The organism is Martinezella lusitana, from assembly GCF_900094565.1.
Classification (GTDB): Bacteria; Pseudomonadota; Alphaproteobacteria; order Rhizobiales; family Rhizobiaceae; genus Rhizobium; species Rhizobium lusitanum.
In genome coordinates this window covers 640,595-667,235 of record NZ_FMAF01000001.1, presented here as the reverse complement: position 1 = coordinate 667,235, position 26,641 = coordinate 640,595, and the positions used below count along the sequence as shown (strand labels likewise).

General features: G+C 61.2%; 22 protein-coding genes and 1 tRNA gene. 16 read left to right on the top strand and 7 right to left on the bottom strand.

What is annotated here, in order from left to right; all coding sequences use genetic code 11:
* Nucleotides 1-42: 42 nt before the first annotated feature.
* From GA0061101_RS03195 to GA0061101_RS03185, 3 genes are all read left to right on the top strand, one after another.
* Nucleotides 43-1,995 carry an acetoacetate--CoA ligase gene (locus GA0061101_RS03195; RefSeq protein ID WP_047561000.1) on the top strand — a complete coding sequence of 651 codons (1,953 nt, stop codon included), beginning with the start codon at nucleotides 43-45 and terminating at the stop codon, nucleotides 1,993-1,995.
* A 355-nt stretch (nucleotides 1,996-2,350) separates the two neighbouring features.
* On the top strand, nucleotides 2,351-4,279 hold the full coding sequence (locus tag GA0061101_RS03190; protein WP_047640460.1) for a DEAD/DEAH box helicase: 1,929 nt from the start codon (nucleotides 2,351-2,353) through the stop codon (nucleotides 4,277-4,279).
* A 157-nt stretch (nucleotides 4,280-4,436) separates the two neighbouring features.
* Nucleotides 4,437-4,838, top strand: a complete 402-nt coding sequence (locus tag GA0061101_RS03185) for a GFA family protein (protein ID WP_092573030.1) — start codon at nucleotides 4,437-4,439, stop codon at nucleotides 4,836-4,838.
* A 93-nt stretch (nucleotides 4,839-4,931) separates the two neighbouring features.
* On the opposite strand, the gene GA0061101_RS03180 is transcribed toward GA0061101_RS03185, so the two are convergent.
* Entirely contained in the window at nucleotides 4,932-8,564 is a 3,633-nt protein-coding gene (locus GA0061101_RS03180) for an ATP-binding protein (RefSeq protein ID WP_037199022.1), read from the bottom strand.
* A gap of 221 nt (nucleotides 8,565-8,785) precedes the next feature.
* On the opposite strand from GA0061101_RS03180, the gene GA0061101_RS03175 reads away from it, so the two are divergent.
* Together GA0061101_RS03175 and GA0061101_RS03170 are read left to right on the top strand one after the other, a co-directional pair.
* Nucleotides 8,786-9,235: a phasin gene (locus GA0061101_RS03175; protein WP_037199021.1), complete on the top strand. Its 450-nt coding sequence runs from the start codon at nucleotides 8,786-8,788 to the stop codon at nucleotides 9,233-9,235.
* 216 nt (nucleotides 9,236-9,451) lie between these two features.
* Nucleotides 9,452-9,528 (top strand) — tRNA-His (locus GA0061101_RS03170).
* A gap of 51 nt (nucleotides 9,529-9,579) precedes the next feature.
* On the opposite strand, the gene GA0061101_RS39265 is transcribed toward GA0061101_RS03170, so the two are convergent.
* The 3 genes from GA0061101_RS39265 to GA0061101_RS03155 form a co-directional block, all read right to left on the bottom strand.
* Nucleotides 9,580-9,726 (bottom strand): hypothetical protein, encoded by a 147-nt coding sequence (locus tag GA0061101_RS39265; RefSeq protein ID WP_162693744.1) that lies wholly within the window; start codon nucleotides 9,724-9,726, stop codon nucleotides 9,580-9,582.
* Nucleotides 9,727-9,841: 115 nt separating this feature from the next.
* Entirely contained in the window at nucleotides 9,842-10,558 is a 717-nt protein-coding gene (locus tag GA0061101_RS03165; RefSeq protein WP_167669524.1) for a hypothetical protein, read from the bottom strand.
* Nucleotides 10,559-10,936: 378 nt separating this feature from the next.
* Nucleotides 10,937-11,818, bottom strand: coding sequence for a LysR family transcriptional regulator (locus GA0061101_RS03155; RefSeq protein ID WP_037199019.1), 882 nt, complete (start codon nucleotides 11,816-11,818; stop codon nucleotides 10,937-10,939).
* Nucleotides 11,819-11,930: 112 nt separating this feature from the next.
* Here GA0061101_RS03155 and GA0061101_RS03150 point away from each other — a divergent pair, with 112 nt between their 5' ends.
* From GA0061101_RS03150 to GA0061101_RS03100, 11 genes are all read left to right on the top strand, one after another.
* The gene (locus GA0061101_RS03150) at nucleotides 11,931-13,427 is read left to right on the top strand and encodes a CoA-acylating methylmalonate-semialdehyde dehydrogenase (RefSeq protein ID WP_092572989.1); all 1,497 of its coding nucleotides are present in this window, start codon (nucleotides 11,931-11,933) and stop codon (nucleotides 13,425-13,427) included.
* Nucleotides 13,428-13,572: 145 nt separating this feature from the next.
* A complete protein-coding gene (locus GA0061101_RS03145; protein WP_092573029.1) occupies nucleotides 13,573-13,920 on the top strand; it encodes a VOC family protein in 348 nt (115 codons plus the stop codon).
* A gap of 228 nt (nucleotides 13,921-14,148) precedes the next feature.
* Nucleotides 14,149-15,216: a YjgN family protein gene (locus tag GA0061101_RS03140; protein WP_092572988.1), complete on the top strand. Its 1,068-nt coding sequence runs from the start codon at nucleotides 14,149-14,151 to the stop codon at nucleotides 15,214-15,216.
* Nucleotides 15,188-16,291: a M48 family metallopeptidase gene (locus GA0061101_RS03135; RefSeq protein ID WP_081938807.1), complete on the top strand. Its 1,104-nt coding sequence runs from the start codon at nucleotides 15,188-15,190 to the stop codon at nucleotides 16,289-16,291. Before GA0061101_RS03140 ends, GA0061101_RS03135 begins: the two co-directional genes overlap by 29 nt.
* 120 nt (nucleotides 16,292-16,411) lie before the next feature.
* A complete protein-coding gene (gene rirA / locus GA0061101_RS03130) occupies nucleotides 16,412-16,900 on the top strand; it encodes an iron-responsive transcriptional regulator RirA (RefSeq protein ID WP_037199013.1) in 489 nt (162 codons plus the stop codon).
* Between the two features lie 342 nt (nucleotides 16,901-17,242).
* Nucleotides 17,243-18,838 (top strand): ABC transporter substrate-binding protein, encoded by a 1,596-nt coding sequence (locus tag GA0061101_RS03125; RefSeq protein ID WP_092572987.1) that lies wholly within the window; start codon nucleotides 17,243-17,245, stop codon nucleotides 18,836-18,838.
* Nucleotides 18,839-18,927: 89 nt separating this feature from the next.
* Nucleotides 18,928-19,932 (top strand): ABC transporter permease subunit, encoded by a 1,005-nt coding sequence (locus GA0061101_RS03120; protein WP_037199010.1) that lies wholly within the window; start codon nucleotides 18,928-18,930, stop codon nucleotides 19,930-19,932.
* A gap of 9 nt (nucleotides 19,933-19,941) precedes the next feature.
* Nucleotides 19,942-20,835, top strand: a complete 894-nt coding sequence (locus GA0061101_RS03115) for an ABC transporter permease subunit (RefSeq protein WP_047561021.1) — start codon at nucleotides 19,942-19,944, stop codon at nucleotides 20,833-20,835.
* Nucleotides 20,835-21,851, top strand: a complete 1,017-nt coding sequence (locus tag GA0061101_RS03110) for an ABC transporter ATP-binding protein (RefSeq protein WP_037199007.1) — start codon at nucleotides 20,835-20,837, stop codon at nucleotides 21,849-21,851. The genes GA0061101_RS03115 and GA0061101_RS03110 overlap by 1 nt, the downstream gene beginning before the upstream one ends.
* On the top strand, nucleotides 21,848-22,801 hold the full coding sequence (locus GA0061101_RS03105) for a peptide ABC transporter ATP-binding protein (RefSeq protein WP_037199004.1): 954 nt from the start codon (nucleotides 21,848-21,850) through the stop codon (nucleotides 22,799-22,801). Before GA0061101_RS03110 ends, GA0061101_RS03105 begins: the two co-directional genes overlap by 4 nt.
* Nucleotides 22,802-23,013: 212 nt before the next feature.
* Nucleotides 23,014-23,541, top strand: coding sequence for a gluconokinase (locus GA0061101_RS03100; protein ID WP_037199003.1), 528 nt, complete (start codon nucleotides 23,014-23,016; stop codon nucleotides 23,539-23,541).
* 8 nt (nucleotides 23,542-23,549) lie between these two features.
* Here GA0061101_RS03100 and GA0061101_RS03095 read toward each other — a convergent pair whose 3' ends face one another.
* The 3 genes from GA0061101_RS03095 to GA0061101_RS03085 form a co-directional block, all read right to left on the bottom strand.
* A complete protein-coding gene (locus GA0061101_RS03095; protein ID WP_047640450.1) occupies nucleotides 23,550-24,797 on the bottom strand; it encodes an NAD(P)/FAD-dependent oxidoreductase in 1,248 nt (415 codons plus the stop codon).
* A 129-nt stretch (nucleotides 24,798-24,926) separates the two neighbouring features.
* Nucleotides 24,927-25,424 carry an isoprenylcysteine carboxyl methyltransferase family protein gene (locus GA0061101_RS03090; protein ID WP_047561081.1) on the bottom strand — a complete coding sequence of 166 codons (498 nt, stop codon included), beginning with the start codon at nucleotides 25,422-25,424 and terminating at the stop codon, nucleotides 24,927-24,929.
* The gene (locus GA0061101_RS03085) at nucleotides 25,424-26,476 is read right to left on the bottom strand and encodes a type III polyketide synthase (protein ID WP_092572986.1); all 1,053 of its coding nucleotides are present in this window, start codon (nucleotides 26,474-26,476) and stop codon (nucleotides 25,424-25,426) included. The genes GA0061101_RS03090 and GA0061101_RS03085 overlap by 1 nt, the downstream gene beginning before the upstream one ends.
* Nucleotides 26,477-26,641 lie beyond the last annotated feature (165 nt).

The following is a 26,641-nucleotide window of genomic DNA, read 5'->3' as shown; positions in this document are numbered from 1 at the left end:
GCTGCAACATTGGTATATAAGGCGAGAAGCAGGGAGGGAAATATGCAAGATCAACAGCCACTTTGGACGCCATCGGAAGAATTTCGCCGCCAGAGCCCGATGTTTTCCTTCATGCAGGAATGCAACCAGCGTTTCGGCCTGTCAATGCCCGATTTCTGCGGCCTGCATGCCTGGTCCATCGCCGATCGCGAGAACTTCTGGACAGCGGTCTGGGATTTCTGCGGCATCAAGGGAAAGCGTGGAGAGAGGGCGCTGATCAATGGCGACCTCATGCTGGAAGCCCGCTTCTTTCCCGATGCCGAACTGAATTTTGCCGAGAATCTGCTGTCGAGAAGCGGCGAGGGCGATGCGCTGGTGTTCTGGGGCGAGGACAAGGTGCGCGATCGCTGGTCGTGGGACCGGCTGGCGGCGATGGTATCGCGCCTGCAGCAGGCCTACCGCGCCCTCGGCATCGGCAAGGGCGATCGCGTGGCGGCAATGATGCCGAACATGCCCGAAACCATCGCCTGCATGCTGGCGGCCGCGTCGATCGGCGCGATATGGTCCTCCTGTTCTCCGGATTTCGGCGAGCAGGGCGTCATGGATCGGTTCGGCCAGATCGAACCGAAGCTTTTCATCGCCTGCAGCGGCTATTGGTATGGCGGCAAGCTGCAGGATGTCACGTCGAAGGTCAGCGCCATTGCACAGCGGCTGAATGTACCCACCCTCGTCGTGCCCTATGCCGGCAGCGCCGACGCGGTCGTGGCAGCGACGCCTGATGCGCGAACCCTTGATGCGTTTGTCGCGCCGTTCGAGGCGAAGGCGGTCGAGTTCGTCGCGGTGCCCTTCTCTCATCCGCTGTTCATCCTGTTTTCCTCCGGCACCACCGGCGTGCCGAAATGCATCGTCCATTCCACCGGCGGCGCGCTTCTGCAACTGATCAAGGAGCATCGGCTGCATTGCGGCGTCGTTCCCGGCGAAAAGGTCTTCTATTTCACCACCTGCGGCTGGATGATGTGGAACTGGCTCGTGACCGGGCTTGCCGCCGGCGCGACGCTCTGCCTCTACGATGGATCGCCCTTTGCGCCCGACGGCAACATCCTGTTCGACTATGCGCAGGAAGAGAAGTTCGCTCTGTTCGGCACCTCGGCCAAATATATTGATGCCGTTCGCAAGAGCGGCCTGACCCCGAGGACATCGCATGATCTTTCAAGCCTGCGATTGATGACCTCCACCGGCTCACCGCTGTCTCCGGAAGGCTTCTCCTTCGTCTATGAAGGCATCAAGGACGATGTCCAGCTCGCTTCCATCTCCGGCGGCACCGATATCGTCTCCTGCTTCGTGCTCGGCAATCCGCTGCAGCCTGTCTGGCGCGGCGAGATCCAGGGGCCAGGTCTCGGCCTTGCCGTCGACGTCTGGAACGAGGACGGCAAGCCGGTGCGCGGCGAGAAGGGCGAGCTGGTCTGCGCCAAGGCCTTTCCCTCGATGCCTGTCATGTTCTGGAATGATCCAGAGCGCGCCAAATATCATGCCGCCTATTTCGAGCGTTTCGACAATGTCTGGTGCCATGGCGACTTCGCCGAATGGACCGAGCACGGCGGCCTGATCATTCACGGCCGCTCGGACGCCACGCTCAATCCCGGCGGTGTGCGCATCGGCACGGCCGAGATTTACAATCAGGTCGAGCAGATCCCGGAGATTCTGGAGGCGCTCTGCATCGGTCAGGATTGGGACGACGATGTCCGCGTCGTCCTTTTCGTCCGCCTCGCCGCCGGCGCTTCGCTGACGGAGGAGCTGGTCAAAGCGATGAAGACGCTTATCCGTACCGGTGCTTCGCCTCGCCACGTGCCGGCCAAGATCATCGCCGTTGCCGATATTCCGCGCACGAAATCCGGCAAGATCGTCGAGCTTGCGGTGCGCGATGTCGTGCATGGCCGGCCCGTCAAGAACAAGGAGGCGCTTGCCAATCCGGAAGCGCTGGATCTCTTCGCCGGGCTGGAGGAGCTGAAGACTTGAGCCGTACCCTAAAACTGAGGGGCAAACGATGACCCCCCTCTGCTAACTTCGCGTTAAGAAAGATTGGTCAAAGGTAAAAGCCGACTTGAGACCGTTCGCATGAGCTATGAGCGGATTGGAGCTTCCCCTGGCTCCCGAGACATGAAGTTAACCGACTCGAGCTTTCGTTAGGCAGCATCAACTTCAAAGGCAGCGCGTTCGCTGCCTTTTTTTCGTTCCGTCGCACGCAAATACGCGCCCGCTCTGTACATTGGCCTACCGACCAAGTATGTGCAGGCTTGAAGAAGAGGCCTGCGACGTGCGGGCCACGATGATCCGTGCCGCTTGGCACGCGAAGAATTCCGAAAGACAAGATATGACCGAATTCGAAGGCATCGTTCCTGCGATTGCCCAGGCTTTGGCAAAGCGCGGTTACGAAGTGCTGACGCCGGTGCAAAAAGCCATGCTCGATCCCGACCTTGCCGGCAAGGACGCGCTGGTCTCGGCCCAGACCGGCTCCGGCAAGACGGTAGCCTTTGGCCTGGCGCTTGCCCCAACCCTGTTGGATGGCGCAGAGCGCTTTGGCCGCGCCGGCACGCCGCTGGCCTTGGCGATCGCGCCCACCCGCGAACTGGCGCTTCAGGTCCAGCGCGAGCTGGAATGGCTCTATGAATTGACGGGCGCCACCATCGTCTCCTGCGTCGGGGGCATGGACATGCGCACCGAAAAGCGGGCGCTGGAGCGCGGCGCGCATATTGTCGTCGGCACGCCGGGCCGCCTTTGCGACCATATCCGCCGTAATTCGCTCGATATTTCCGAGCTGAAGGCCGTCGTACTGGATGAGGCCGACGAGATGCTCGATCTCGGCTTCCGCGAGGACCTTGAATTCATCCTGGAAACGTCGCCGGCCGAGCGGCGGACGCTGATGTTTTCCGCAACCGTGCCGCGCTCGATCGCCAAGCTTGCCGAGAATTACCAGCGTGACGCCGTGCGTATCGCCACGGCTTCGGAAACCAAGCAGCATGTCGATATCGACTATCGCGCCCTGACGGTTGCGCCGAGCGACAGGGAAAACGCCATCATCAACGTTCTGCGCTACTACGAGGCGCAGAATGCCATCGTTTTCTGCTCGACGCGTGCAGCCGTCAACCATCTGACGGCGCGCTTCAACAATCGCGGCTTCTCTGTCGTCGCCCTGTCGGGTGAGCTTAGCCAGAGCGAGCGCACACATGCGCTGCAGGCCATGCGCGACGGCCGCGCCCGCGTCTGCATTGCCACCGACGTCGCTGCCCGCGGTATCGACCTGCCGGGCCTCGATCTGGTGATTCACGCTGATATACCGACCAATCCGGAAACGCTGCTGCATCGAAGCGGCCGCACCGGCCGTGCCGGCCGCAAGGGCGTCAGCGCTCTGATCGTGCCGCTCAGCGCCCGCCGCCGCACCGAACGCCTGCTGGAGGCAGCTCGCCTGCGCGCCACCTGGGCGAAGCCGCCGTCGGCGGATGAAGTGAACGAACGCGACGACGAGCGTCTGCTCGCCGATCCGATTTTCTCCGAACCGCTACGGGATGAGGAGCAGTTGCTGGTAAAGCGGCTGCTGGAAAGCCATGGCGCCGAACAGATCGCGGCCGCATTCCTGCGTCACTATCGGGCGCGTCACTCCGCGCCGGAAGAGCTGCAGGACGTGCCGGCTGAAGGCGAGCGCAAAAAGCCTCGCCGAGACGATTTTCCTGTTTTCCGCGATGACGCGCCCGGCTCTTCTTCCTCTGGACGCAACGATTTCACCGACGGCGTCTGGGTGTCGCTTTCTGTAGGACGCAAGCAGAACGCCGAGCCGCGTTGGCTGATCCCGATGCTCTGCCGCAACGGCAACCTGACCAAGCGTGACATCGGCGCGATCAAGATGCAGCCGGAGGAAACCTTCGTCGAATTTTCACAGGAAGGCGCCGAGCGCTTCCTTGCAGCTATCGGGCCTGACAAGACGCTGGAAAGAGGCATCCGCGTGAAGCCGCTCGCCGGAGTGCCGGATTTTTCGCAGGCGAGGAGGGAAGGGGATTTCGAGAAAAAGAAACCCTTCGCCGACAAGGGCGCCCGCCCTCAGGAGGGCGGCAAGCCGAAATGGAAATCAGACCGCAAGCCGGAACGGACGCAGGCAGGCGAGAGCGTTGCTTCGGAACGCCAGGATAAGAAGCCCTGGGTGAAGAAGCCCGGCAAACCGCATTTCGCCAAAAGCGATGCAGCCCCGGCGCCCGGCAAGCCGAATTCGCGAGCCAAGCGCAAGGCGACGAAGGTTCGGGGGGAGTAATTTCCGCTGTGCTGCGCCTGGGTCAGGCGCGGCGCATGCCGGCGCGATACGAATTGAGCTAGGGATAGGCATAGAGAGAATGTCCGGCCCGCGCCATTTGCAGGCGCTCGAGGACTGAGGCAGAATGCCGCCATCGAATATGCGGCAGGATAGGCTCATGCTCATTGGTTCATGTCATTGCGGCAAGGCAAGTTGGACCCTCGAGGGTGATCCAGGCTCGATCACGGCATGCAACTGCACTCTCTGCCGGCGCTATGGCGCGCTGTGGGCCTATGACTACGAAGGAGAGCGTTTCTCCATCGCCGGAGAGACTGCCTCCTATACGCGCGCCGCAGAGAAGCAGCCCTCTCTCGAAATACTATTCTGCCCAGCCTGTGCCTGTGTATTGAGCTGGCGCGGCTTGAGGCTTCAAAGGGACGGCCGCCGGCGCATGGCCGTCAACCTGCGGCTTGCACCACCGGATCTTGTCTATGAATTGCCGATCGATCATTTCGATGGGCTGGACACGTTTGAAGACCTACCTTCCAAAGGCCGATGTGTGCGTGATCTCTGGTTTTGACAGCGGCAGCCCCGCCGAAGGTTACGATGCACCTTGGCTGCAGCTATTGCCCGATAGTGGTGCGTTTCCACCACCATCAAACTAAGATCATCTTCAATTCGCCAGCACCCTCGGCGACGGGAAGGTGATTTCCACCAGCGTTCCTTCATTGGGCGCGGAGTTGATCGAGAAGCTCGCCCGGTTGGCGTCGACCATGGCTTTCGTCAGCGGCAGGCCGAGGCCGGTGCCGTCGCCGCGCTTGCGGGAATTGGTCGACACCTGTCGGAAAGGCTTCATGGCCTGTTCCAGTTCCGAGCGTGTCATGCCGACGCCCGTGTCCCGGATGCGCAAGACAACGCTGCCATTGCCTTCATAGGAGGTCGACACGACGATCTGGCCGCCTGAAGGCGTGAAGCGGATGGCGTTGGACAGGATATTCAGCGCGATCTGCTTGATCGAACGCTGGTCGGCCACGACATTCGGCACGGCTTGCGACAGCGCGGTGCGGATGATGACGCGCTGGCTGTTGGCCTGTGGCTGCACCAGCGAGACCGACTCGGTGATCGCCTCGTTCAGGCCGACCGACGCGAATTCCAGATCCATCTCGCCGGCCTCGATCTTGGAAATGTCCAGCAGATCGTTGACGATGTCGAGCACATGCCGGCCGGAGCGGCCGATATCGGTCGCATATTCGATATAGCGCGAATGGCCGATCGGCCCGAAACGCTCGCCGGCCATCATGTCGGAAAAGCCGATGATGGCATTGAGCGGCGTGCGGATCTCGTGGCTGACGCGGGCGAGGAAATCCGTCTTGTGGGCATTGGCGGTTTCGGCGGCGCGTTTGGCGTTGCGCAGCTCTTCTTCAGTCCGCTTCCATTGCGTGATGTCGCGGATGACGGCGCAGTAGCCGTTGGAGGAATTGAGCCGGCCCATGGTCATGAACAGCGGCACGAAGCCGCCAGACGCTTCGCGACCGATCACTTCGCGACCGTCGTTGAGCACGCTTGCGACGCCGTGGCCGGAAAGGCCGCTGAGATAATCGAGCACCGCCCTCTGGCTTTCATGGGCAAACAGCATGGTGAAAGGTTTGCCGCGGGTTTCCTGGTCGTCGTAGTTGAAGAGCGCGCTCGCCGAGCGGTTCACCGAGCGGATCTCGCCCTCCTGGCCGATGATGATCACCCCGTCGGTCGCCGTTTCCAGCGTCGAGCGCAATTCCTCGATCTCGACCTGCAGCTTGGCGACCTTTTCGAGGATGCGTTCGGGGCGGGCTTCCTCGGCAACCGGTTGCGGCGGGGCAGACGGCTCGCTCTTCTCCACCGGCATCAGCGCCAGCATCAAGGCGGTGCCGTCCTCCCAGCGGATCGATTGCAGCCGCGCGGTGACCGGCACCAGCGCGTCGTCGGCGCGCACGACCATCATCGTGCCCGGCTGCTCGGTCTTGCCTTCCAGATCATTGCGCTGCAGGAGCGCGTCCAGACCCCCGACGTGCTCGAGATCCGTCAGGCTCTCGTAACCGGTCAGCCGCAGAAATTCCGGATTGCCGTGGATCAGCCGATCGCCGGCATGAACGAGGATGGCCAGCGGCAACTGATCGACGATCTCAGCCGACAGGCCGGTGTGCATTTTTATGCGCGGCGGAATGGCGGTGCTCAGAACATCAAGCGGATCGAAATCCTCTTCCGGCTCGGCTGAGGCGCCTTGCGTTTCGGCGGGAGGATTGCCGGTGGCGGCATCGTCCGGTTTCTCCGCAGCGTCGGCGGGTTCCTGGCTCGGTTCGGATGCCAGTTCGCTCGCTTCCGCCGCAACGTCGGCATGCTGAGCGTCGACATTGTCGTTTCCGACGGTCGTTTTGGCCGTGTCGGACAGGATTTCGTCAGCCGCGTTCGGTTGCGGCGCGATATCGACGCTTTCCTCAGATTGCTCAGTGGGCGGCTCAGTGCGCTTGCCGAAGGGTTCGAGCTGCCGAGCGATTTCCCGAAAGGCGGCCTGCTCGCTTGCTGAAAGGCCGGCCGGTGTCAGCGGACGGCGCTCGTAGAGCCGTATGACCTTGTCCGACTCGCGGCGGTTCGGCGTGTCGGCGATCTGCAGAGCCGGTGGCTCCTCGCTTGTGGTGGGGGCGTCTTCAATCGTTGCATGGCCGATATCCTCGGCTTGTTCGGTCGCGGTTGCGTCTTCCGGCTCGGGAGCTGGATGTTCGGTCGCCGCCTCTTCCATCTCCGCCGTTTGGTCGATAGCGACAGGGGGCGTGGACTGGTCGTCCTGCTCGCCCAGGGTCATTCCACGCTTCGTCGGATCTTCGATGGTATCCGCCAGACGGACGACGCCGAAGCCTCTGAAGCCGTCGAATTCGCGGCTGCGCGTATAGGTCGGCAAGGCGGCTAGGTCTACCGGCACCATCAGGCCCGTGCCTTCCACCGGCCAATAGATCGTCCGACCCGACCAGGTGTCGCGCCGCGCCAGCAGTTCGGCGATCTTGCCGTCCGGATCGAGATTGAAGCGGGCGGCGACATCGGTAAAGGCGGCGCCTGCGAGCTGCGCCGCGTGCGGTCCCACAGCATCGGCGAACTCACGCGAAACCTCGCTGAAGTGGCCTGCGGCATCGATCTTCCACACGAAGCGGGTGGCGCGGCCGTTGCGCTTGAAAGTGAAGCTCTCCGCGTGATCGTCTTGGGCAGCGGGCGCTTCGGACGCGGCGGCCGGCTCGGCGCTCACATCCGTTGGGGCATCGGCGATATGGTCTTCACCATCATCTGCCGCTTCCATATTCGGTTCGTCGGATTGGGCGGCCGCTTCGACATCGGCGTCGCTTGCGCCATCCATCAGGGCTAGCGCATGCGTGTCTTCCGCTGCGCTATCGGTGGCCGGAGTTGCCTCGGCCTGTTCGTCCGGCTGATATTCCGGCGTCTCGTCCAGTTCCTGAATATGCGCCACCGCATCGATGACGTCGCCGAAGGGCGCTGTCGCAGCGGGGTTGGGAGCTTCCTCCAGGGCCGCACCTTCCAGTTCCCGGCGAGCCTCTTCCGCCTGCGGTTCGGCCGAAGCCGACGCGGCGCCGAGGCTACCTGTCGGATCGAGGTGACCGAGGGCGGTTTCGACGACGAACAGCAGGTGCAGGGCGGGGATTTCCGACAGCTTGCCGATGGCGGCCGGCAGATAGCCGCGACCGGTCGGGATCGGTCGCTTGATCAACCGGTCCGGCTGCGCGCCGGCCATGGTCGTCAGCATTCTCGCCGTCTGCGGCGTGACGCCCAGCGTGCCGAAGCGGGCGGATGCGGCGATCACTTCGCCGTCGCGGCCGACGACGGCCATGTGGGTATCGGGGTCGTCGAACCCATCGATCATGCGCTTGGCGCATTCGGCTGATGCCATCGGCTTGGCCGAGACCGGCGAGGAAAACAGGATTGCTTCCTCGTCCGCCTGAATGCGGATGAGTTCGACCGCCGCGTTGACGACCGCGCGCTGGAAGCCGGAGGCCATGCGGATCAGGAAAGTACGCTGGTCGCCAATGCCGCCAAGTCCGCGCGCCGTCGCTTCGATCTGGCGGAACGAGACGTCGCCGGGCTTCGGTCCCTGATCGAGGAAATCGTAGATGACGTCGTAGCCGAAGAGGTTGGCGCCGGCGCCATTGGCCCACAGCACGCGATCCATGCCGGTCGAGAACATTACCATGGCTTCACCACGGGCAAAGCGTTCCCGAACGCGCGGATGCACGGCAATGTCAATGAACGGATATTGAACTGCGGGCATATTCCAACCTGTTTTGCGGGCGTGACCGCCTCTCGTGTTTTAACGGTTTATTAATAACCGTACCCCGCTTTTGGGTCCAGCAAAGGCCCCATCTTTCGGCCGGAAAGGTTAATACGTTGTGCGTCGCACAATTATGTTGCACTGCACAATTTTTTATATTATATAAGCCTCACACAGTTCACGAAGGGTGCCTCGAAGAGGACCCGTATAGGAGCGTAATCATGGCTACTGTAAAGAAAGACGACGTTTTTTCAACGGCTGCATTCGATCCTTCCAAGGTCTCCGAATCCTTCCGCGAATTCGCGGAAAAGGGTGCTGCCCAGTCCAAGGAAGCCTTCGCTAAGATGAAGGCTGCCACCGAGGAAGCCGGCAAGACCGTCGAAGCGACGGTGCAGACTGCACAGGCTGGTTCCGTTGAGATCGGCCTCAAGGCAATCGACGTTCTGCGCACCAATGCCGAAAGCTCGCTGGCACACATGGAAGCCCTGCTTCGCGTCAAGTCCGTTGCCGAACTGTTCGAACTTCAGACCTCCTTCATCCGCAAGCAGGCCGAAGTCACCATCGAACAGGCCAAGTCCATTCAGGAAACCACCAAGAAGGTTGCTGAAAAGCTGGCAAAGCCGGCCAAGGATGCAGCCGAAAAGGCAATGGCTTCCTTCAAGGTCGCCTGATTTCCCAAAAGCCTCCCAAGGCATGAACGTCCCGTTTTCAGGTGAAAGCTCTGAAGGCGGGACTTTTCGTTTAGGGACGGTTCCTGTTCGTGCAAATGCTGGCGGCGCACCACCATCCGGATATCTTTGAAGCTTTTTTGTATTGCGGGGAGATAGGACTTGAAATAATTTCAAAGTCCTCGTATGTCACCCCCGTTCGCGGCGACGCGAGCATGTGCGGTTGTAGCTCAGTTGGTTAGAGCGCAGGTTTGTGGCACCTGAGGTCGGAGGTTCGAGACCCCCCAACCGTACCATTCTCTCCCCAGTCGATCAGACATGATAGCTCTCCCGGCACCGGCCGAGGGCTATTCCTTGCTTTCAGGTTTCTTTACGACATGCCCCGGCGAGATCGGATCGCTTGCGGGAAAGGTTTCCTCGAGCGCCTCTTCGAGGTAGTCGTCCTGTTCCTTGTGGTCTTTCTCAGCCTGCTTCGGTTTCTTTTTCTCGCTCATCATCCTTACTCCCCAAAGTGCTCCTGAAATAACTAGACCACGGGATGCCCTTGTCCAGCGTAGCCTCATCTGAGCGCCGTGTCGCGCGCTTCTTGGGACTCACCGGGAGATGCTCTTAGAATGTAATCCGCGACACGATCGTAGCGCGGCCACGTGGTGGTATTGCGGGCGTCTCGGGGGGAACTCTGAATGTCTTTCGCACGGCGCGCGGCGCGGCGCCGGGGATGGCGCTTTCGACTGCGGCGATATCCTCGGGTTTGACTTTGGAGGCGCTGCAGGCACCCTGTTTGTTCCAGAGGCTTTCAGCAATGCTGCTGCCCACCGCGGCGGTGATGGCTGTTCCGGCTATATCGTTCTGCTGAACTTTATTTGCTTTCACCATCCCCCGGATGGCCTCGCCGAGTATCTTGGCGGAATCCTCGAACGACACGTTGCGTACCTGGTCGAACCGCTTGCTATTCTCGCCATCCACAATGCAATGGTGCGCCGTGAACAGCCAGTCGTGGATCATGTAGGCCGGCGCATAACCCCACGGCGACAATCCTTTGAAGACCTGCGCGATCTTCGGAATAGAGCCACCGTCCGTGTACATCAAGCCGGGCTGGATTTCGGCGCCGGGTAGAGAGCGATCAGCTCGGCGGAACGTCAAGGGATCGGCAGGATCGGGAACGAAGACGAACTTGCCATCTCCGCTGGAATCACCCTCGCCAACCCACATCACCAACAGGCTGCCGGTTAGCGTCGCCGGAGCAAGCTGTGAAAAGTCGACAGTCGTGCATGCGCTGAGACCAACGGCAAGCGCCGTGAAGAATACCCCGCCTTTCAGCATCAAGCGCTCCCTCGGAATCTGCTCGAATGAAATGAAAGCCTGCCACTCTACTTATGCACGAGCTGGCCGCATGCGCAAATAAAACCGAAAGTCTTGCACGGCGAGGACGCGGTGCCGGCCTCCGACGATGGACCAGCGAGACTTCCTATGGAACCCTGCCTGCTCCCGACCGTTAGCCAATATCAGCAACAAGACGGAAGGAACTGGCATGTCCGTGCCGCGCGAGCCGATTCCCGAGACGCCACCGATGCCTGATCCGGGTTGGGCACCGAAGCCGCCGATTGAGGAGCCGGATCCGGATAGGATGCCGGATGAAATTCCCGTGCCCAATCCTGATGAGAACGAGGAGCCGCCGAAACATGCTTAGGGCGAGGCGGGCCTTTACAGGAACATCCGCCGTTCTTCGCTGACCAGTTCCTGCAGGAAATCCGACACGGTGCGCACTCGCACGAGATCGCGGGCACTTTCGTGATAAACAGTCCAATAGGCGCGCTTGATGGAGATATCGGGCAGGATGCGGGTGAGTTCCGGGAATTGCCTGGCGATGTAATCGTGCAGGATGCCGATGCCGGCGCCGGAGCGAACCGCTTCCGTCTGGCCGATGGAGGTGGAGATTTCGAAAGAGGCATCCCAGCTGCGCATGATCTCGCCGGAGAAATTTAGCGAGGCGGTGAAGATCAGGTCCTCGACATAGCCGATGCGCGGATGCAGCTTCAGCGCTTCCACGCTATCGGGCAGGCCTGCCTGCTCCAGATAGGCTTTCGAGGCATAGAGGCCGAGCGTGTAATCCGTCAGCTTGGAGGAGACCAGGCGGCCCTGCTCGGGGCGCTCGAGCGTGATCGCGATGTCGGCCTCGCGCTGTGACAGCGAAAAGGAGCGAGGCACCGGCACGAGCTGGATGCGCAGCTCCGGATAACGCGCGATCAGCCGTCCGAGCCTAGGCGCCAGGAAGGAGACGCCGAAACCGTCAGGCGCGCCGATGCGCACCGTGCCGGTAATGGCGCTGTCGAGGTGGCCGACGCTTGCCTGCGCGCGCAGCATCTCGGTTTCCATGCGCTCCGCCGCATGCAGGAAGATCTCGCCCTCTGCTGTCAGCTCGCAGCCATTGGTGCGGCGCACCAGCAGCCGTGTCTTCAGCCGCTCCTCCAGCGTCGTCACCCGCCGGGAGAGCGTGGCATGGTTGACGCCGAGCCGCTTGGAGGCCGCCAGAATCTGCCCCGTGCGGGCGACGGCGAGAAACATGCGGACATCATCCCAATCCATATGCGCATCCAGGGCTTTAATTTTTGCACAACGGTTGCTTATAGCAGCTCATTGATTTGTGCAAATTGAAGTGCGATCCTGTATACATCCAAGAAAACGAGGAGGCACATCCATGCAAGAGATCGGTCATTTCATCGGCGGCAAGCACGTCGCCGGCACCAGCGGACGCACAGCCATCGTCTACAATCCGGCAACCGGCGAAGTGCAGGCGACTGTCGCGCTCGCCAGCGTCGCGGAGATCCGCGCAGCGGTCGAAAATGCCAAGGCAGCGCAGCCCAAATGGGCGGCCACCAACCCGCAGCGCCGCGCCCGCGTTTTCTTCAAATTCGTCGAGCTTCTGAACAAGCACATGGACGAGCTGGCCGAGATGCTCTCCAAGGAGCACGGCAAGACGATCGAGGATTCCAAGGGTGACATCATCCGTGGCCTGGAAGTCTGCGAATTCGTCTGCGGCATTCCGCATCTCGCCAAGGGCGAGTTCACCGAGGGCGCCGGCCCGGCGATCGACATGTATTCCATTCGCCAGCCGGTTGGCATCGGCGCCGGCATCACGCCGTTCAATTTTCCGGGCATGATCCCGATGTGGATGTTCGCTCCGGCGATCGCCTGCGGCAACGCTTTCATCCTGAAGCCTTCCGAGCGCGATCCTTCCCTGCCGATCCGCCTGGCCGAACTGATCATCGAAGCCGGCCTGCCGGCAGGCATCCTCAACGTCGTCAACGGCGACAAGGCTGCGGTCGACGCCATCCTGGCCGATCCGGATATCGCTGCCATTTCCTTCGTCGGCTCCACGCCGATCGCCCGTTACGTTTACGGCACGGCTGCCATGAACGGCAAGCGCGCCCAGTGCTTCGGCGGCGCCAAGAACCACATGATCATCATGCCGGACGCCGACATGGATCAGGCCGTCAACGCCCTGATGGGCGCCGGCTATGGCTCGGCCGGCGAGCGCTGCATGGCGATTTCTGTCGCGGTACCGGTCGGCGAGGACACGGCCAACCGCCTCGTCGAGAAGCTGGTGCCGAAGATCGAATCCCTGCGCATCGGTCCTTATACCGATGACAAGGCCGATATGGGTCCGCTCGTCACCAAGGACGCTTATAACCGCGTCAACGGCCTGATCGACCGCGGTGTCGAAGAGGGCGCCAAGCTCGTCGTCGATGGCCGTGGCTTCAAGCTGCAGGGATATGAAGACGGCTATTTCGTTGGCGGCTCGCTGTTCGACCACGTCACGCCGAGCATGGATATCTACAAGACCGAGATCTTCGGACCGGTTCTGTCCGTCGTCCGTGCCAAGAACTATGAAGACGCGCTCGACCTGCCGATGAAGCATGAATATGGCAATGGCGTCGCCATCTACACCCGCGACGGCGATGCTGCCCGCGATTTCGCCTCGCGCATCAACATCGGCATGATCGGCGTCAACGTTCCGATCCCGGTTCCGCTCGCCTATCATTCCTTCGGCGGCTGGAAGGCTTCCAGCTTCGGCGATCTCAACCAGCACGGCACGGACTCGATCAAGTTCTGGACGCGCACCAAGACGATCACCGCCCGCTGGCCGTCCGGCATCAAGGATGGCGCCGAATTCGTCATGCCGACGATGAAATAAGGATCGCCATTATCGAATGATTTCAACCGCCGTCCGACATATTTCCGGGCGGCGGTTTTTTGTTGCGATTGTTTTGGGTAGAGTGAGCTTGTCTACGCCATTGTTTTGCTCTAGAACAAAACAAGAACAGTGGGAGGACCGCATGGTGTCCGTGACCTATCAGATCGACTATCTTGAATTTCCGTCGAAAGATGGCCTGAAAACCCGGCGCTTCTTCCAGGAAGCTTTCGATTGGAGCTTTGTCAGCTACGGGCCGACCTACCATGTTATCGAGGCGGCGGGTATAGACGCCGGCATCGACGGCGATGCGGGGGAAGCGGCCGGGGCGCCGCTGCCTGTGGTGCGCACCACCGATCTGGAAGAGGCCCAGCGCGCAGTCGAATTCGCCGGCGGCGTCATAACCCGTCCTGCCTTCGATTTCCCCGGCGGCCGACGCTTTCACTTCCGCGAGCCGGGCGGCTGCGAAATGGCCGTCTGGGTCTCCGCGCCCTGAGCACCCAGGCCAGTGTGGCATTAAGGTTGCAGCTACGGGGGCTATTTGCCCCCCTGGCGGGCGAATGCTGCCGTCGGATATTTTTCCGTTGATCGGCGCTTATTTTCCTGCTCTCAAGTGCAACGGTAAGGCGAGTGGTGTGTCGCGCAACACATCTCCCCGCGGCCCGTGCTCATGTGAGGTGCCTCCGGGAAACGCTCGTCCTCTCGTGGGGTAGGGGACTACAATATGGCAACTGTCGAGCAAAGCTATCCGTTGGGCGGAAAGCCCTTTTTCCAAAGGGCTTCCTTCACGGGCAACGCCTCCGAATATTTCGGCATCTGGATCGTCAATATTCTGCTGACGATCGTTACGTTGGGCATCTATTCGGCCTGGGCAAAAGTACGCCGCAACCGGTATTTTTATGGGAATACCGCCCTTCTGGGCCACAGCTTCGAATATCATGCCAAGGGCAAACAGATACTCATCGGCCGGCTGATCGTGTTCGGCTTTCTTATCGTGGTGAATATACTTTCACACGTGGCGCCGTTGGCGGTGCTGGCGATCTGGCCTGTCATGCTTGTGGTATTCCCATGGTTTCTCATGCGCGGACTGAGGTTCAATGCGCGCGTGACAAGCTATCGCAATGTGCGCTTCGATTTCGTCGGGACCTATGGCGGCGCGTTCAAGGCGATCTTCCTGGGTACCCTGGTAACGGTGATATCGGTCGGGCTGCTGTCTCCGGTCGCAACCCGCTGGTTCTATAAATACGTCTTCGACAATCTGCGTTACGGAGATCGACCCTTCTCGACCGAGCCGCGATTGGGCGCGCTGTACGAGGCGTTCATCACCGTAGTCGCGATTGTGATCGCCGGCCTCGTGATCTTGGGGCTTTTCGGTGCTGCCGCGGGCGGTTTCAGCGGCAACTCGATGGGTCGGGGAATGGGTAGCATCAGCCTGTGGCATTGGATGATTGTGCTTATTTTCCCGATTTACATATTGGCCGGCCTCTACTATCGCGCGACGGTGCGCAACATCATCTGGTCGGCCGCGATGATCGATCATCGCCATCAGCTCAGGAGCGATCTCGGTCGCCGGCGCTATGCGTGGATTGCGATTTCCAATGTCGTTGTCACCTTGGTAACCCTCGGATTGATGCGCCCCTGGGCGGCAGTGCGCATGCAAGTTTTTCTTACCGAGCATACTGCTGTCCATGTCGACGGTGAAATCGGCGTGGTCTTCGACCAGATCCGCTCGACCGGCAACGCCATCAGCGCGGAATATCTCGATGTCGATGGATTCGACTTTGGCTTCTGATCCGCAAGCGATCGCGACGGGCATCTGGCATCCGCCGCATTCCAGCCGGGAGGTTCCGGCCCGGCTGTTGGATGTCGGCGGATCGCTCATCGTGCTGTCTGACGAAGAGGGAGACGCGAGCAAGCGGCTTGCCTGGGGCATCCGCTCCGATATCGACGTCAGCCAGCGCGTGGGCTCCATCCCGCGCCGTATCGTGTTCGGAAACGAATCGGTTTTCGAAACCCGCGATAACGACGCCGTCGATGCCTATCTGCAAAGCCGCGGCGAAAAGCGCAGCAGCTTTGTTCATCGGCTCGAGATCGTCCGCCCCCGGCTGATCGCCTTCGCCCTGGCGGTATTCGTCCTGGCCTCGATCATCTATCGCTATGCAGTGCCGGCCCTCGTGGAGGTCGCCGTCTTGGTAACGCCGCCGGTGGTGCCGAAGATGATGTCGGCGGGAACGCTGAAGACATTGGATCGAGTGACCTTCGGCCCCAGCAAGCTTCTCGAGGCGCAGCAGGCGGAAATTCGCGATGATTTTACCAGGATAACCGCGAACGCTGAGGGCGGTGCGGGCCGCTATCATCTGAATTTCCGCGATGGCGGCCTCATCGGCCCCAACGCCTTCGCGCTGCCGGACGGCAATCTCGTCCTGACCGATCAGCTCGTCGAGCTGGCCGGCGGCGACAAGGAGATGATCACCGCCGTGCTCGGCCATGAGATCGGTCACGTCGAATACAAGCACAGCCTCCGCCAGCTGTATAGCGCCGCCGGTGTCGCCGGTCTCGTGTTGCTGATCGCCGGAGACGTGGGTTCTGGCGTTCACGACGTATTGACACAGGGCGGCGGCCTTCTCGCGCTTTCCTACTCCCGGCAAGCCGAGGCGCAGGCCGACCGCCGCTCGGTGGAGCTGATGCTGGCCGCCGGCGAAGACCCGGCAGCGTTGTCGCGCTTCTTCGATCTCCTCGAAGCCAAGCTCGATGATCATGGTGATACCAGCATGCTGTCGACCCATCCGGGTACGCCGGAGCGCAAGCAGGCGATCCTCGATTATGCCAGGGAACTGCAGGAGAAGCAGGCGAGGACGGGCGGATGAGCAAGTCGGCGCCGTCAGAATAACGTGAATATGAATTTCATATTTTGGAATTGTTCAAAACTAAGAAAGTCTCTATATACGGATCGACCCCCTAAGCAGCCTCGATTCCAGGAGATCGGCATGCGCTTGACGAAACAGACCAATTACGCGGTGCGCATGTTGATGTATTGCGCCGCCAACGACGGCCATTTGAGCCGCATCCCGGAAATCGCCAAGGCATACAGCGTTTCCGAGCTTTTCCTCTTCAAGATTCTGCAGCCGCTGACGAAGGCAGGTCTCGTCGAAACCGTACGCGGCCGCAACGGCGGCGTGCGCCTCGGCAGGCCTGCGACCGCCATCAGCCTTTTTGACGTCGTTCGTGTCACCGAGGATAGCTTCGCCATGGCGGAGTGCTTCGAAGAGGGCGTGGTGGAATGTCCGCTGGTGGATAGCTGCGGTCTCAATACGGCGCTGCGCAAGGCTTTGAACGCTTTCTTCGATGTTTTGACGGAATATTCCATCGACGATCTGGTCAAGGCGCGTCCGCAGATCAACTTCCTGCTCGGCCTGACTGATCTGGATCACCGGGCGATCGCCAAGAAGCCGCGGATCGCCGCTCCCGCAGCCTGATCGCCCTTCGCGAATTCCATCATGTTTGCGATCCGCAGTTGCCTCCGGCCGCTGCGGATTTTTGTTGGTATTGCCTCCTATCGAGGCAATAGAGGGTTAGCCGATTGCAAGAGTAAAATGTCAAATCATTCTGAAACTGCTAAATCGGCGCAAAATTTTGCCAGATTATTACCAATTCAAAGGCTTTTTTGTCCAAAAATTTCCAAACTCCATAATTTGGAAAAAATTTAGGCGGCGCTTGTTGCTTTCAAACTTAAAATAAAGTTCCATCGGCCCGATCCGGAAGGGAACCTCTGGGGTGTCCACGGCTTCAAAAGAATAACAAACCTGGGAAACGATATCATGAAAAAGATCTCTGTCCTGCTGGCAGTGACAGCCTTGACTTCGGTCATGGCGACGTCCGCCTGGTCGAAAACACTCGTTTATTGCTCGGAGGGCTCGCCGGAAGGATTCGATCCGGGAATTTATACTGCCGGTACCACGTTCGATGCTTCTTCGCGTACGGTCTACAGCCGCCTCGTCGAATTCAAGCACGGCAGCACCGAGGTCGAACCTGGCCTCGCCGAAAGCTGGACCGTTTCCCCCGACGGCAAGGAATACACCTTCAAGCTGCGCAAGGGTGTAAAGTTCCAGACGACCGATTTCTTCACGCCGACGCGTGACCTCAATGCCGATGACGTTATTTTCTCCATCGGCCGTCAGATCAGTGCAGACGGCCCCTGGGCCAAGTATGTCGCCGGCGGTTCCTACGAATATGCTGATGGCATGGGCTTCACCAAGCTGATCAAGTCGATCGACAAGGTTGACGACCTTACCGTCAAATTCGTGCTGAACCATCCGGAAGCCCCGTTCCTCGCGGACCTCGCCATGGACTTCGGCTCGATCCTGTCGAAGGAATATGCAGACAAGCTCCAGGCCGACAAGAAGATGGAGCAGATGAACCAGCAGCCGCTCGGCACCGGCCCGTTCACCTTCGTCGCCTACCAGCCGGATGCCGTCATCCGCTACAAGGCAAACGAGACCTATTTCAAGGGCAAGGAAAAGATCGACGATCTCGTCTTTGCGATCACGCCGGATGCATCCGTCCGCGCGCAGAAGCTGAAGTCCGGCGAGTGCAATATCATGCCGTACCCGAACGCGGCCGACATCAAGGATCTGAAGGCTGACAAGAACCTCAAGGTTCTCGAGCAGGCCGGCTTGAACGTTTCTTACCTCGCCTACAACACGCTGATCGCGCCTTTCGACAAGGTCGAAGTGCGCAAGGCGCTCAACATGGCCGTCAACAAGCAGGCCATCGTCGACGCCGTCTTCCAGGGTTCGGCTTCGGTCGCGACCAACCCGATCCCGCCGACCATGTGGTCCTATAACAAGGACGTCAAGGACGATAAATACAACCCTGACGAAGCCAAGAAGATGCTTGAAAAGGCTGGCGTCAAGGATCTCAGCATGAAGATTTGGGCGATGCCGGTGTCGCGTCCCTACATGCTGAATGCACGCCGCGCTGCCGAGCTGATGCAGGCTGACCTTGGCAAAATCGGCGTCAAGGTCGAGATCGTCACCTATGACTGGGCTCAGTATCTGAAGCTTTCCTCCGCCAAGGACCGCGACGGCGCGGCCATCCTCGGCTGGACCGGCGACAACGGCGACCCGGACAACTTCCTTGACACGCTGCTCGGCTGCGATGCCGTCGGTGGCAACAACCGTGCGCAGTGGTGCAACAAGGAATTCGACGACCTGGTGAAGAAGGCCAAGCAGACGGCCGACGTCAAGGAGCGCACCAAGCTCTACGAACAGGCCCAGGTCGTGTTCAAGCGTGAAGCACCGTGGATGACCATCGACCATTCTGAAGAGTTCATCCCGATGACGAAGAATGTCACCGGCTACTTCCAGGATCCGGTCGGCGTTCACCGCTTCGACGGCGTCGATATCGCCGAATAACAAAAAGTCTGTGAGAATGCCCGGCTAGAACCGGGCGACCCGGCGGTCAGGCAATCTGCCTGACCGCCGGAAAAATTTGGACAACTGTCATGTTGCGATTTCTTTTCAGCCGTCTTGCGGTGCTGATCCCGACATTCCTCGGCGTATCGATCGTCGCCTTCTCTTTCATCCGCCTGCTTCCCGGCGATCCCGTCATGCTGCTGTCGGGCGAACGCGTGATGTCGCCGGAACGCCATGCCCAGATCTCGCACGATCTCGGCTACGACCAGCCGATGGTCGTTCAGTACGGCAAATACATCTGGAGCGCCTTGCACGGCGACCTCGGCACCTCGATCACCACCAAGCGTGACGTGCTGACCGACTTCTTCACCTTCTTCCCGGCAACGCTCGAGCTGTCGATCTGCGCCATGATCCTGGCGATCTGTCTTGGCATTCCGGCCGGCGTTTTCGCCGCCGTCAAACGAGGGACATGGTTCGACCAGACCGTCATGGGCGTCGCCCTCGTCGGCTATTCCATGCCGATCTTCTGGTGGGGCCTGCTGCTGATCATCGTCTTCAACGGCTATCTGCACTGGACGCCGGTTTCGGGCCGCATCGGTCTCATCTACTTCTTCAAGCCGATCACCGGCTTCATGCTGATCGACAGCCTGCTGTCCGGTCAGAAGGGCGCTTTCTGGTCCGCGCTCAATTCGCTGATTCTGCCGACGATCGTTCTCGGCACCATTCCACTTGCCGTCATCGCGCGGCAGACACGTTCGGCCATGCTGGAAGTGCTCGGCGAGGATTATGTGCGCACCGCCCGCTCCAAGGGCCTGTCGCCGCTGCGGGTCGTCTCCGTGCATGCGCTGCGCAACGCCATGATCCCTGTGGTCACCACCATCGGCCTGCAGGTCGGCGTGCTGCTCGGCGGCGCCATCCTGACGGAGAGCATCTTTTCCTGGCCGGGCATCGGCAAATGGATGATCGACGCCGTCTTCAAGCGTGATTATCCGGTGGTGCAGGGCGGCCTGCTGCTGATTGCCGGCATCGTCATGCTCGTCAATCTGGCTGTCGACGTGCTCTACGGCTTCGTCAATCCACGCATTCGTCATTAGGAGCGGCTCATGAGCACGGTTAGCGTCAAATCCGACCGCCCCTCCGCTCTGGCGGAGTTCTGGTACTACTTCTCTCGCAACAAGGGCGCCGTCATCGGCCTTGCGATCTTTCTTTTCGTCCTGTTTCTGGCGATCTTCGCCGGCCTCGTCGCCCCGCATGATCCCGATGCCGCCTATGGCAGCGACATGCAGCGCCTGCCGCCGTTCTGGGCGCAGGGCAGCAACAGCAGCTTCCTGCTGGGCACGGATGCCAACGGCCGCGATCTCCTGTCGCGCCTCATCTACGGCACACGGTTTTCACTGTTCATCGGCCTCGTGGTCGCCTCGCTTTCGGCAATCGCCGGCATTCTGATCGGCCTCCTCGCCGGCTATGTTCGCGGCCGCACCGATACGATCATCATGCGCATCATGGACATCATCCTGGCCATCCCGTCGCTGCTGCTTGCCCTGGTGCTGGTGGCGATTCTCGGGCCTGGCCTGACGAACGCCATGATCGCGATCTCCATCGTCAACCAGCCGCATTTTGTGCGCCTGACGCGCGCATCGGTCATGACCGAACGCGACAAGGAATATGTCATCGCCTCGCGCGTCGCCGGTGCCGGTCCGCTGCGGCTGATGTTCAAGACGATCCTGCCGAACTGTCTGGGGCCGCTGATCGTGCAGGGCACGCTCGCGTTCTCCTCTGCCATTCTCGATGCCGCGGCTCTCGGCTTTCTCGGCCAGGGCGCCCAGCCGCCGACGCCGGAATGGGGCACGATGCTCGCCGACTCGCGCGAGTTCTTCCAGAGCAACCCCTGGCTCGTCACTTTCCCCGGTCTCTGCATCCTGATCACGGTCCTCGCCATCAATCTGATGGGCGACGGCCTGCGCGATGCCTTCGACCCGAAGCTGAAGAGGTCGTAATGGCGCTTCTCGATATTGAAAATCTCACCGTTGAATTCCAGACCTCGTCCGGCCTGTTCCGGGCAGTCGACGGTGTCTCGCTCACCTGCGACAAGGGAGAGATCCTCTCGATCGTCGGTGAATCCGGTTCCGGCAAATCGGTCTCCATGCTCGCCATGATGGGGCTCTTGCCCTGGACGGCGAACATCACCGCCGACCGCATGATGTTCGATGGCAAGGACCTGCGCGGCATCTCCGCGCGCCAGCGCCGCAAGATCATCGGCAAGGACATGGCGATGATCTTCCAGGAGCCGATGTCGAGCCTCAATCCGTGCTTCACGGTCGGCTTCCAGCTCGGCGAGACCCTGCGCATCCATATGGGTCTCGACCGCAAGGCGCGCCGCCAGCGTTCGATCGAGCTTTTGAATCTCGTCGGCATTCCGGCGCCCGAAGATCGCCTGTCGAACTTCCCGCACCAGATGTCGGGCGGCATGAGCCAGCGTGTCATGATCGCCATGGCGCTCGCCTGCAATCCGAAGCTTTTGATCGCCGACGAGCCGACCACCGCGCTCGACGTGACAATCCAGGCGCAGATCCTCGATCTGCTCGCACGCCTGCAGCGGGAGCACGGCATGGCGCTGGTGCTCATCACCCATGACATGGGCGTCGTCGCCGAAACGGCTGAGCGCGTGCAGGTGCAGTATGCCGGCCAGAAAGTGGAGGAACAGCCGGTCAAGGCGCTGTTCCGCGATCCGCATCATCCCTATACGGCCGCGCTTCTCTCGGCGCTGCCGGAGCGTGCCGTGGTCGGCGAGCGCCTGCCGTCCATCGCCGGCGTCGTCCCCGGTCAGCACGATCGGCCCACGGGCTGTCTCTTCGCACCGCGTTGTTCCTTCGCCACGCCCGAATGCGACAAGGGCGTCACACGCCAGGGCGTCGATCTCGGCAGGACCCTTTGCAACTATCCGCTGGAACATGGCAAGCCGCTCGGCCATCCCGGCATTGCCGCCACGCAAGCAGCAGGAGGTGCGGCATGACCGGCGCTGTTCTCGAAGGGCGCGATCTCGCCCGTTTCTACACCATCAAGCGCGGCAGTTTCAAACCGGAGGCGACCGTCAAGGCGCTGAACGGTGTCAGCTTCAGCCTGCAGTCGGGCCGCACGCTCGCCGTCGTTGGTGAATCCGGCTGCGGCAAGTCGACGCTCGCCCGTCTGGTGACGATGATCGAACACCCGACATCAGGTGAATTGCTGATCGACGGCAAGCCGGCGAAGCTCGGCGATCGCAGCCTGCGCAGCGCCGTGCAGATCGTCTTTCAGAACCCCTATGGCTCGCTCAACCCGCGCCAGAAGGTCGGCTCCATTCTTGAGGAGCCGCTGAAGATCAACACCGATGACGATGCCGCGACCCGCCGCCGCAAGGCCGAGGAGATGATGGCGCGCGTCGGCCTGCGCCCGGAGCATTACGACCGTTACCCGCATATGTTCTCCGGCGGCCAGCGTCAGCGCATCGCCATTGCGCGCGCCCTGATGCTGCGGCCGAAGGTGCTGGTGCTTGACGAGCCGGTTTCCGCGCTCGACCTGTCGATTCAGGCGCAGGTTCTCAACCTCTTGATGGATCTGCAAAAGGAGATGGGTCTTGCCTATCTCTTCATCTCGCACGGCCTTTCCGTCGTCCGCCACATCGCCGATGACGTGATGGTGATGTATCTCGGACGACCGGTCGAAACCGGCACGGCCGAAGAGGTCTTCAGCCGCCCGCGCCATCCCTATACCGCGGCACTTCTGTCTGCGACGCCGATCGCCGATCCGGAGCGCGAGAAGAACCGCATCCGCCTGCAGGGCGAGCTGCCATCGCCGCTCAACCCGCCGACCGGCTGCCACTTCAACCCGCGCTGCTGGCGCGCGCAGGACAAATGCCGGCAGACCGCGCCGGAATTGACCGGCGAGGGAACGCATAAATTTTCCTGTTTCTTTCCGCTGGATTGATCCAAGTTGTGAAACAGGCAGGTCCGGCTTTCCCGCGCCTTTTTGCCCGGCACTGCCTCCGTCACAGTTGCAGATGCCGATTGGCTTGCTCAGCCTAACCCTCTCCCCGCGTGCGGGGAGAGGGTTAGGCTGAGGGGCCAGGCACTTGGATGCGTCAACGGTGGAACCTGCCTGACTGTCATTATCGGCCATGGTTCAAGGCAGAAAACAATATGAGTGAAATATCCAAGATTCCCCTTGCCATCATCGTCATGGGTGTGAGCGGCAGCGGCAAATCCTCGATCGGCGAGGGCGTGGCGGCTCGGCTCGACATACATTTCATCGAGGGCGATGCGCTGCATCCGGCGGCCAATGTCGAGAAGATGAGCAAGGGCATCCCGCTGACCGACGAGGATCGCTGGCCGTGGCTCGAAAAGATCGGCCAGGAGATCACGGCAAGCCTTGCCAAGGGCGAGGGGATCGCCGTTTCCTGCTCGGCGCTCAAGCGCATCTATCGCGAACGCCTGCGTGCTGCTGCCGGCGGCCATCTCTATTTCATCTATCTTGACGGCTCCAAGGAGCTGCTGACCAAGCGCATGGGCGAACGCAAGGGCCATTTCATGCCCGCCTCGCTATTGGAAAGCCAGCTGCAGACGCTGGAAGTGCCGACCGGCGAGCCTGGTGTCGTCACCGTCGATATCGACGACACGATCGACGGCATTGTCGAAGCTGCTCTCAAGGGCCTTGCGGCAATCCGCTAGGCTGAAGATCACGGCGCGAATCGATCCGGCGCATAAGCCGAAATATCGATGAAAGGCTTCTCGCCGGTGATGAGCTCGGCGAGCACGCGGCCGGTCACGGGACCGAGCGTCAGGCCGTGATGCGCATGGCCGAAGGCGAACCATAATCCCTCGTGGCGTGGCGCCTTGCCGATGATGGGCATCATGTCGGGCGTGCAGGGGCGGGCGCCCATCCAGGGTTCGGGGTCGAGCCGTTCGCCGAGCGGGAAGACGGTGCGGGCGACGGCCTCGGCGCGGTCGAGCTGCACCGGCGTCTTTGGTGCGTCGCGCAGCGCGAATTCCGCCCCCGTCGTCAGCCGGATGCCGCGGCTCATCGGCGCCAGCAGATAGCCGCGTTCGGCATCCAGCGTCCAATTGTTGAGAACGGCATTGCCCTCGGCGGCATAGTGCATGTGATAGCCGCGCTTCACGCCGAGCGGAAAGGCATAGCCGAAGCGTTTCGTCACCAGGTCTGCCCAGGGTCCGAGCGCGACGACGACATCCTCCGCCTCGATCGACCCTTCCGCCGTCACCATTCTCCAGGCCGAGCCGGATCGGCCAAGCGAGACGGCGTCCCCCGTCGTCACGCGGCCGCCGATGCTTTCGAAGTAACGGCGATAGGCTGATGTCAGCCCATGCGGATCGACCACCGACCATGGATCGCGCCAGCGCAAGGCGCCGGCAAAGCTGTCTTTGAGATGCGGCTCCGCCGTCGCCACGTCCGCGCTGGTCAGCGCATCGTAGGCGATGCCGAATTCGCGGTTGAGACGTTCGGCTTCGGCAAACTCCGCGTCGCGTTTCTCGTTCGAGCGGAAGAGCTCCACCCAACCGTTCTTGCGGATCAGCTCCTTGGCGTGGGCGGCTTCGATGAGGTCGTTGTGTTCGCTCACGGAATGCTCGATCAATGGTGCATATGCGCGCGAGATCATCTCATGGCGCTTGGTGTTGGAATTCCACCAATAGCGGGCAAGGAAGGCGATCTGCGCGGGGAGCGCGCGTAGATGGTAATGCGCATCGACGCGATTGTTGAAGGCGTAGCGCAGCAGCAGGCCGAATTGCTGCGGAAAGCCGTAGGGCACCACGCCCTCGCGCTGGATGAGGCCGGCATTGCCGAAGGACGTTCCCTGGCCGGGCTCCTTCCTGTCGACGAGGACGACCTGGCGTCCCCGCCGCTGAAGGTGGATTGCCGTCGATACGCCGACGATGCCGGCGCCGAGAACGATTGCGTCCTTTGTCATTTTCCCCTGCTATCCGCATGTTCATGGCACTCAGCGCGATCTCACGGAAGGTTTGATATCGTTGCGTGGACTGCGCCCTAAGCATCGAAAATGCCTGCCAAATTTCAGCGGCGCAAATGAAAAATGCGGTCAGGCCGCAGTCTGTCTCAAGCAGGCGTTCTCGGCGCGGATGCGGATAGTGAGAATGATGCCGTTCAGCAGCGAAAAGATCGCTGCATAGAGCGGCATGCCGAAGCAAAGCGGCAGCACCGCTATCTCGGCGACGACAATCACATAGTTCGGATGATTGAGGAAGCGATAGGGCCCATTCGTCACAAGGGGCGCTCCGGGCAATATGATGATACGCGTCGTCCAGCGCTCCTTGAGCGTGGCCAATACCCAGAGACGCAATCCCTGAAGCACCATGAACAGGAGGAGCCAGACGGGATCGACCGGCCGGCCGGTGGCAAGCAGCCACAGGCCGACGAGCCATGCCGCATGCATCGCCACCATGAAGGGATAGTGCTCCCCAGCGCATTCCCGGGCGCCGCGGGCAAGGAGGGCGGCGGTGTTGCGCTTCGCATAGGCCAGTTCCGCCAGCCGCTGCAATGTCACGAAACTCAGAAGAGCGATCGATGGCCACAGCATCATGCGACCCTCTTCAGCGTGATGCAGCTCGCCGTAAACCCCGGCCCCATCGCAACCAATGCCGAACGTTCAGGCAATCCAGCGGCGATCGCGCGTTCCAGCACGAACAACACGGTGGGGGAGGACATGTTGCCGTAATCACCGATCACCTCGCGTTCTATATCGAGCGAGCCGGGCTCGAGACCGAGCGCGCTTTCCAGCGCCGCAAGCACCCTGGCGCCGCCGGGATGGCAGATGAAACGGTCGACATCCGATAGCGAGAGCCCGGCTCGATCGAGAATGCCTTCAATCGCGGCTCTGACATGGGTCTCGGCAAAGACTGGCAGCGATTGCTCGAGGACGATGCCGAAGCCGGTGTCGTCGATCTTCCAGCCCATGATGCCGAGACTGTCGGGGAAGAGATGCTCGCCCGTCGATTCGATTTCGGCGATGCCACCATCTCCGGCCCTCAGGACGCAGGCCGCCGCCCCGTCGCCGAACAGGGCCGTGGCGATGATGTTGGGTCTGGTCAGCTCGTCCAGGCGGAAGGCCAGCGAGCAGAGTTCGATCGAGACGAAGAGGACGACTGCGCCCGGCCGGCTTCTCGCCATTTTCGAGGCAATGGCAAGGCCGGAAACGCCTGCCGCGCAGCCGAGCCCGAAGATCGGCACCCGCTCGATATCGCAGCGAAAGCCGAGCTCGCCGGCGAGCCGCGCTTCGAGGCTTGGTGTCACAACGCCGGTGGAAGAGACCGTGACGATGCAATCCACCTGATGAGCTTCGATCCCGGCGCGTTGCAGCGCCCCTATCGCGGTCCGCCGGAAGAGCTCGGTTGCGACTTCGACATAGGCCGCCATGCGATCCTGCCAGCCATGTGGCTGTTCGAACCAGGAAAGCGGCCGCGCCACATGGCGCTTGCGGATGCCGGTGCTTTCGAAGACGCGGGCCAGATATTTGAAATCCTGGAATCGCTCGGAAAACAATCGGCCCGCCGTTTCGGCGGCCTCCGATTGGAGAATGATGTTGTCGGGGGTTGCGACGGCAAGGCTTAGAAGTTTGACGGTATCGATCACGAGTTTCTCCTGCTGCCCTTGGAGGGCGTGCCCTGTGAAACACGCAACGATCGACATCTATTCGATGCCGGGGCGGTCACAAAAGAGTGACGACCGCCAAAGGTCTGAAGAAAAAATATTCTCAGGCGATCCGAATAAAAGCAGCAGGCGGTGTGTTCTCCCCTC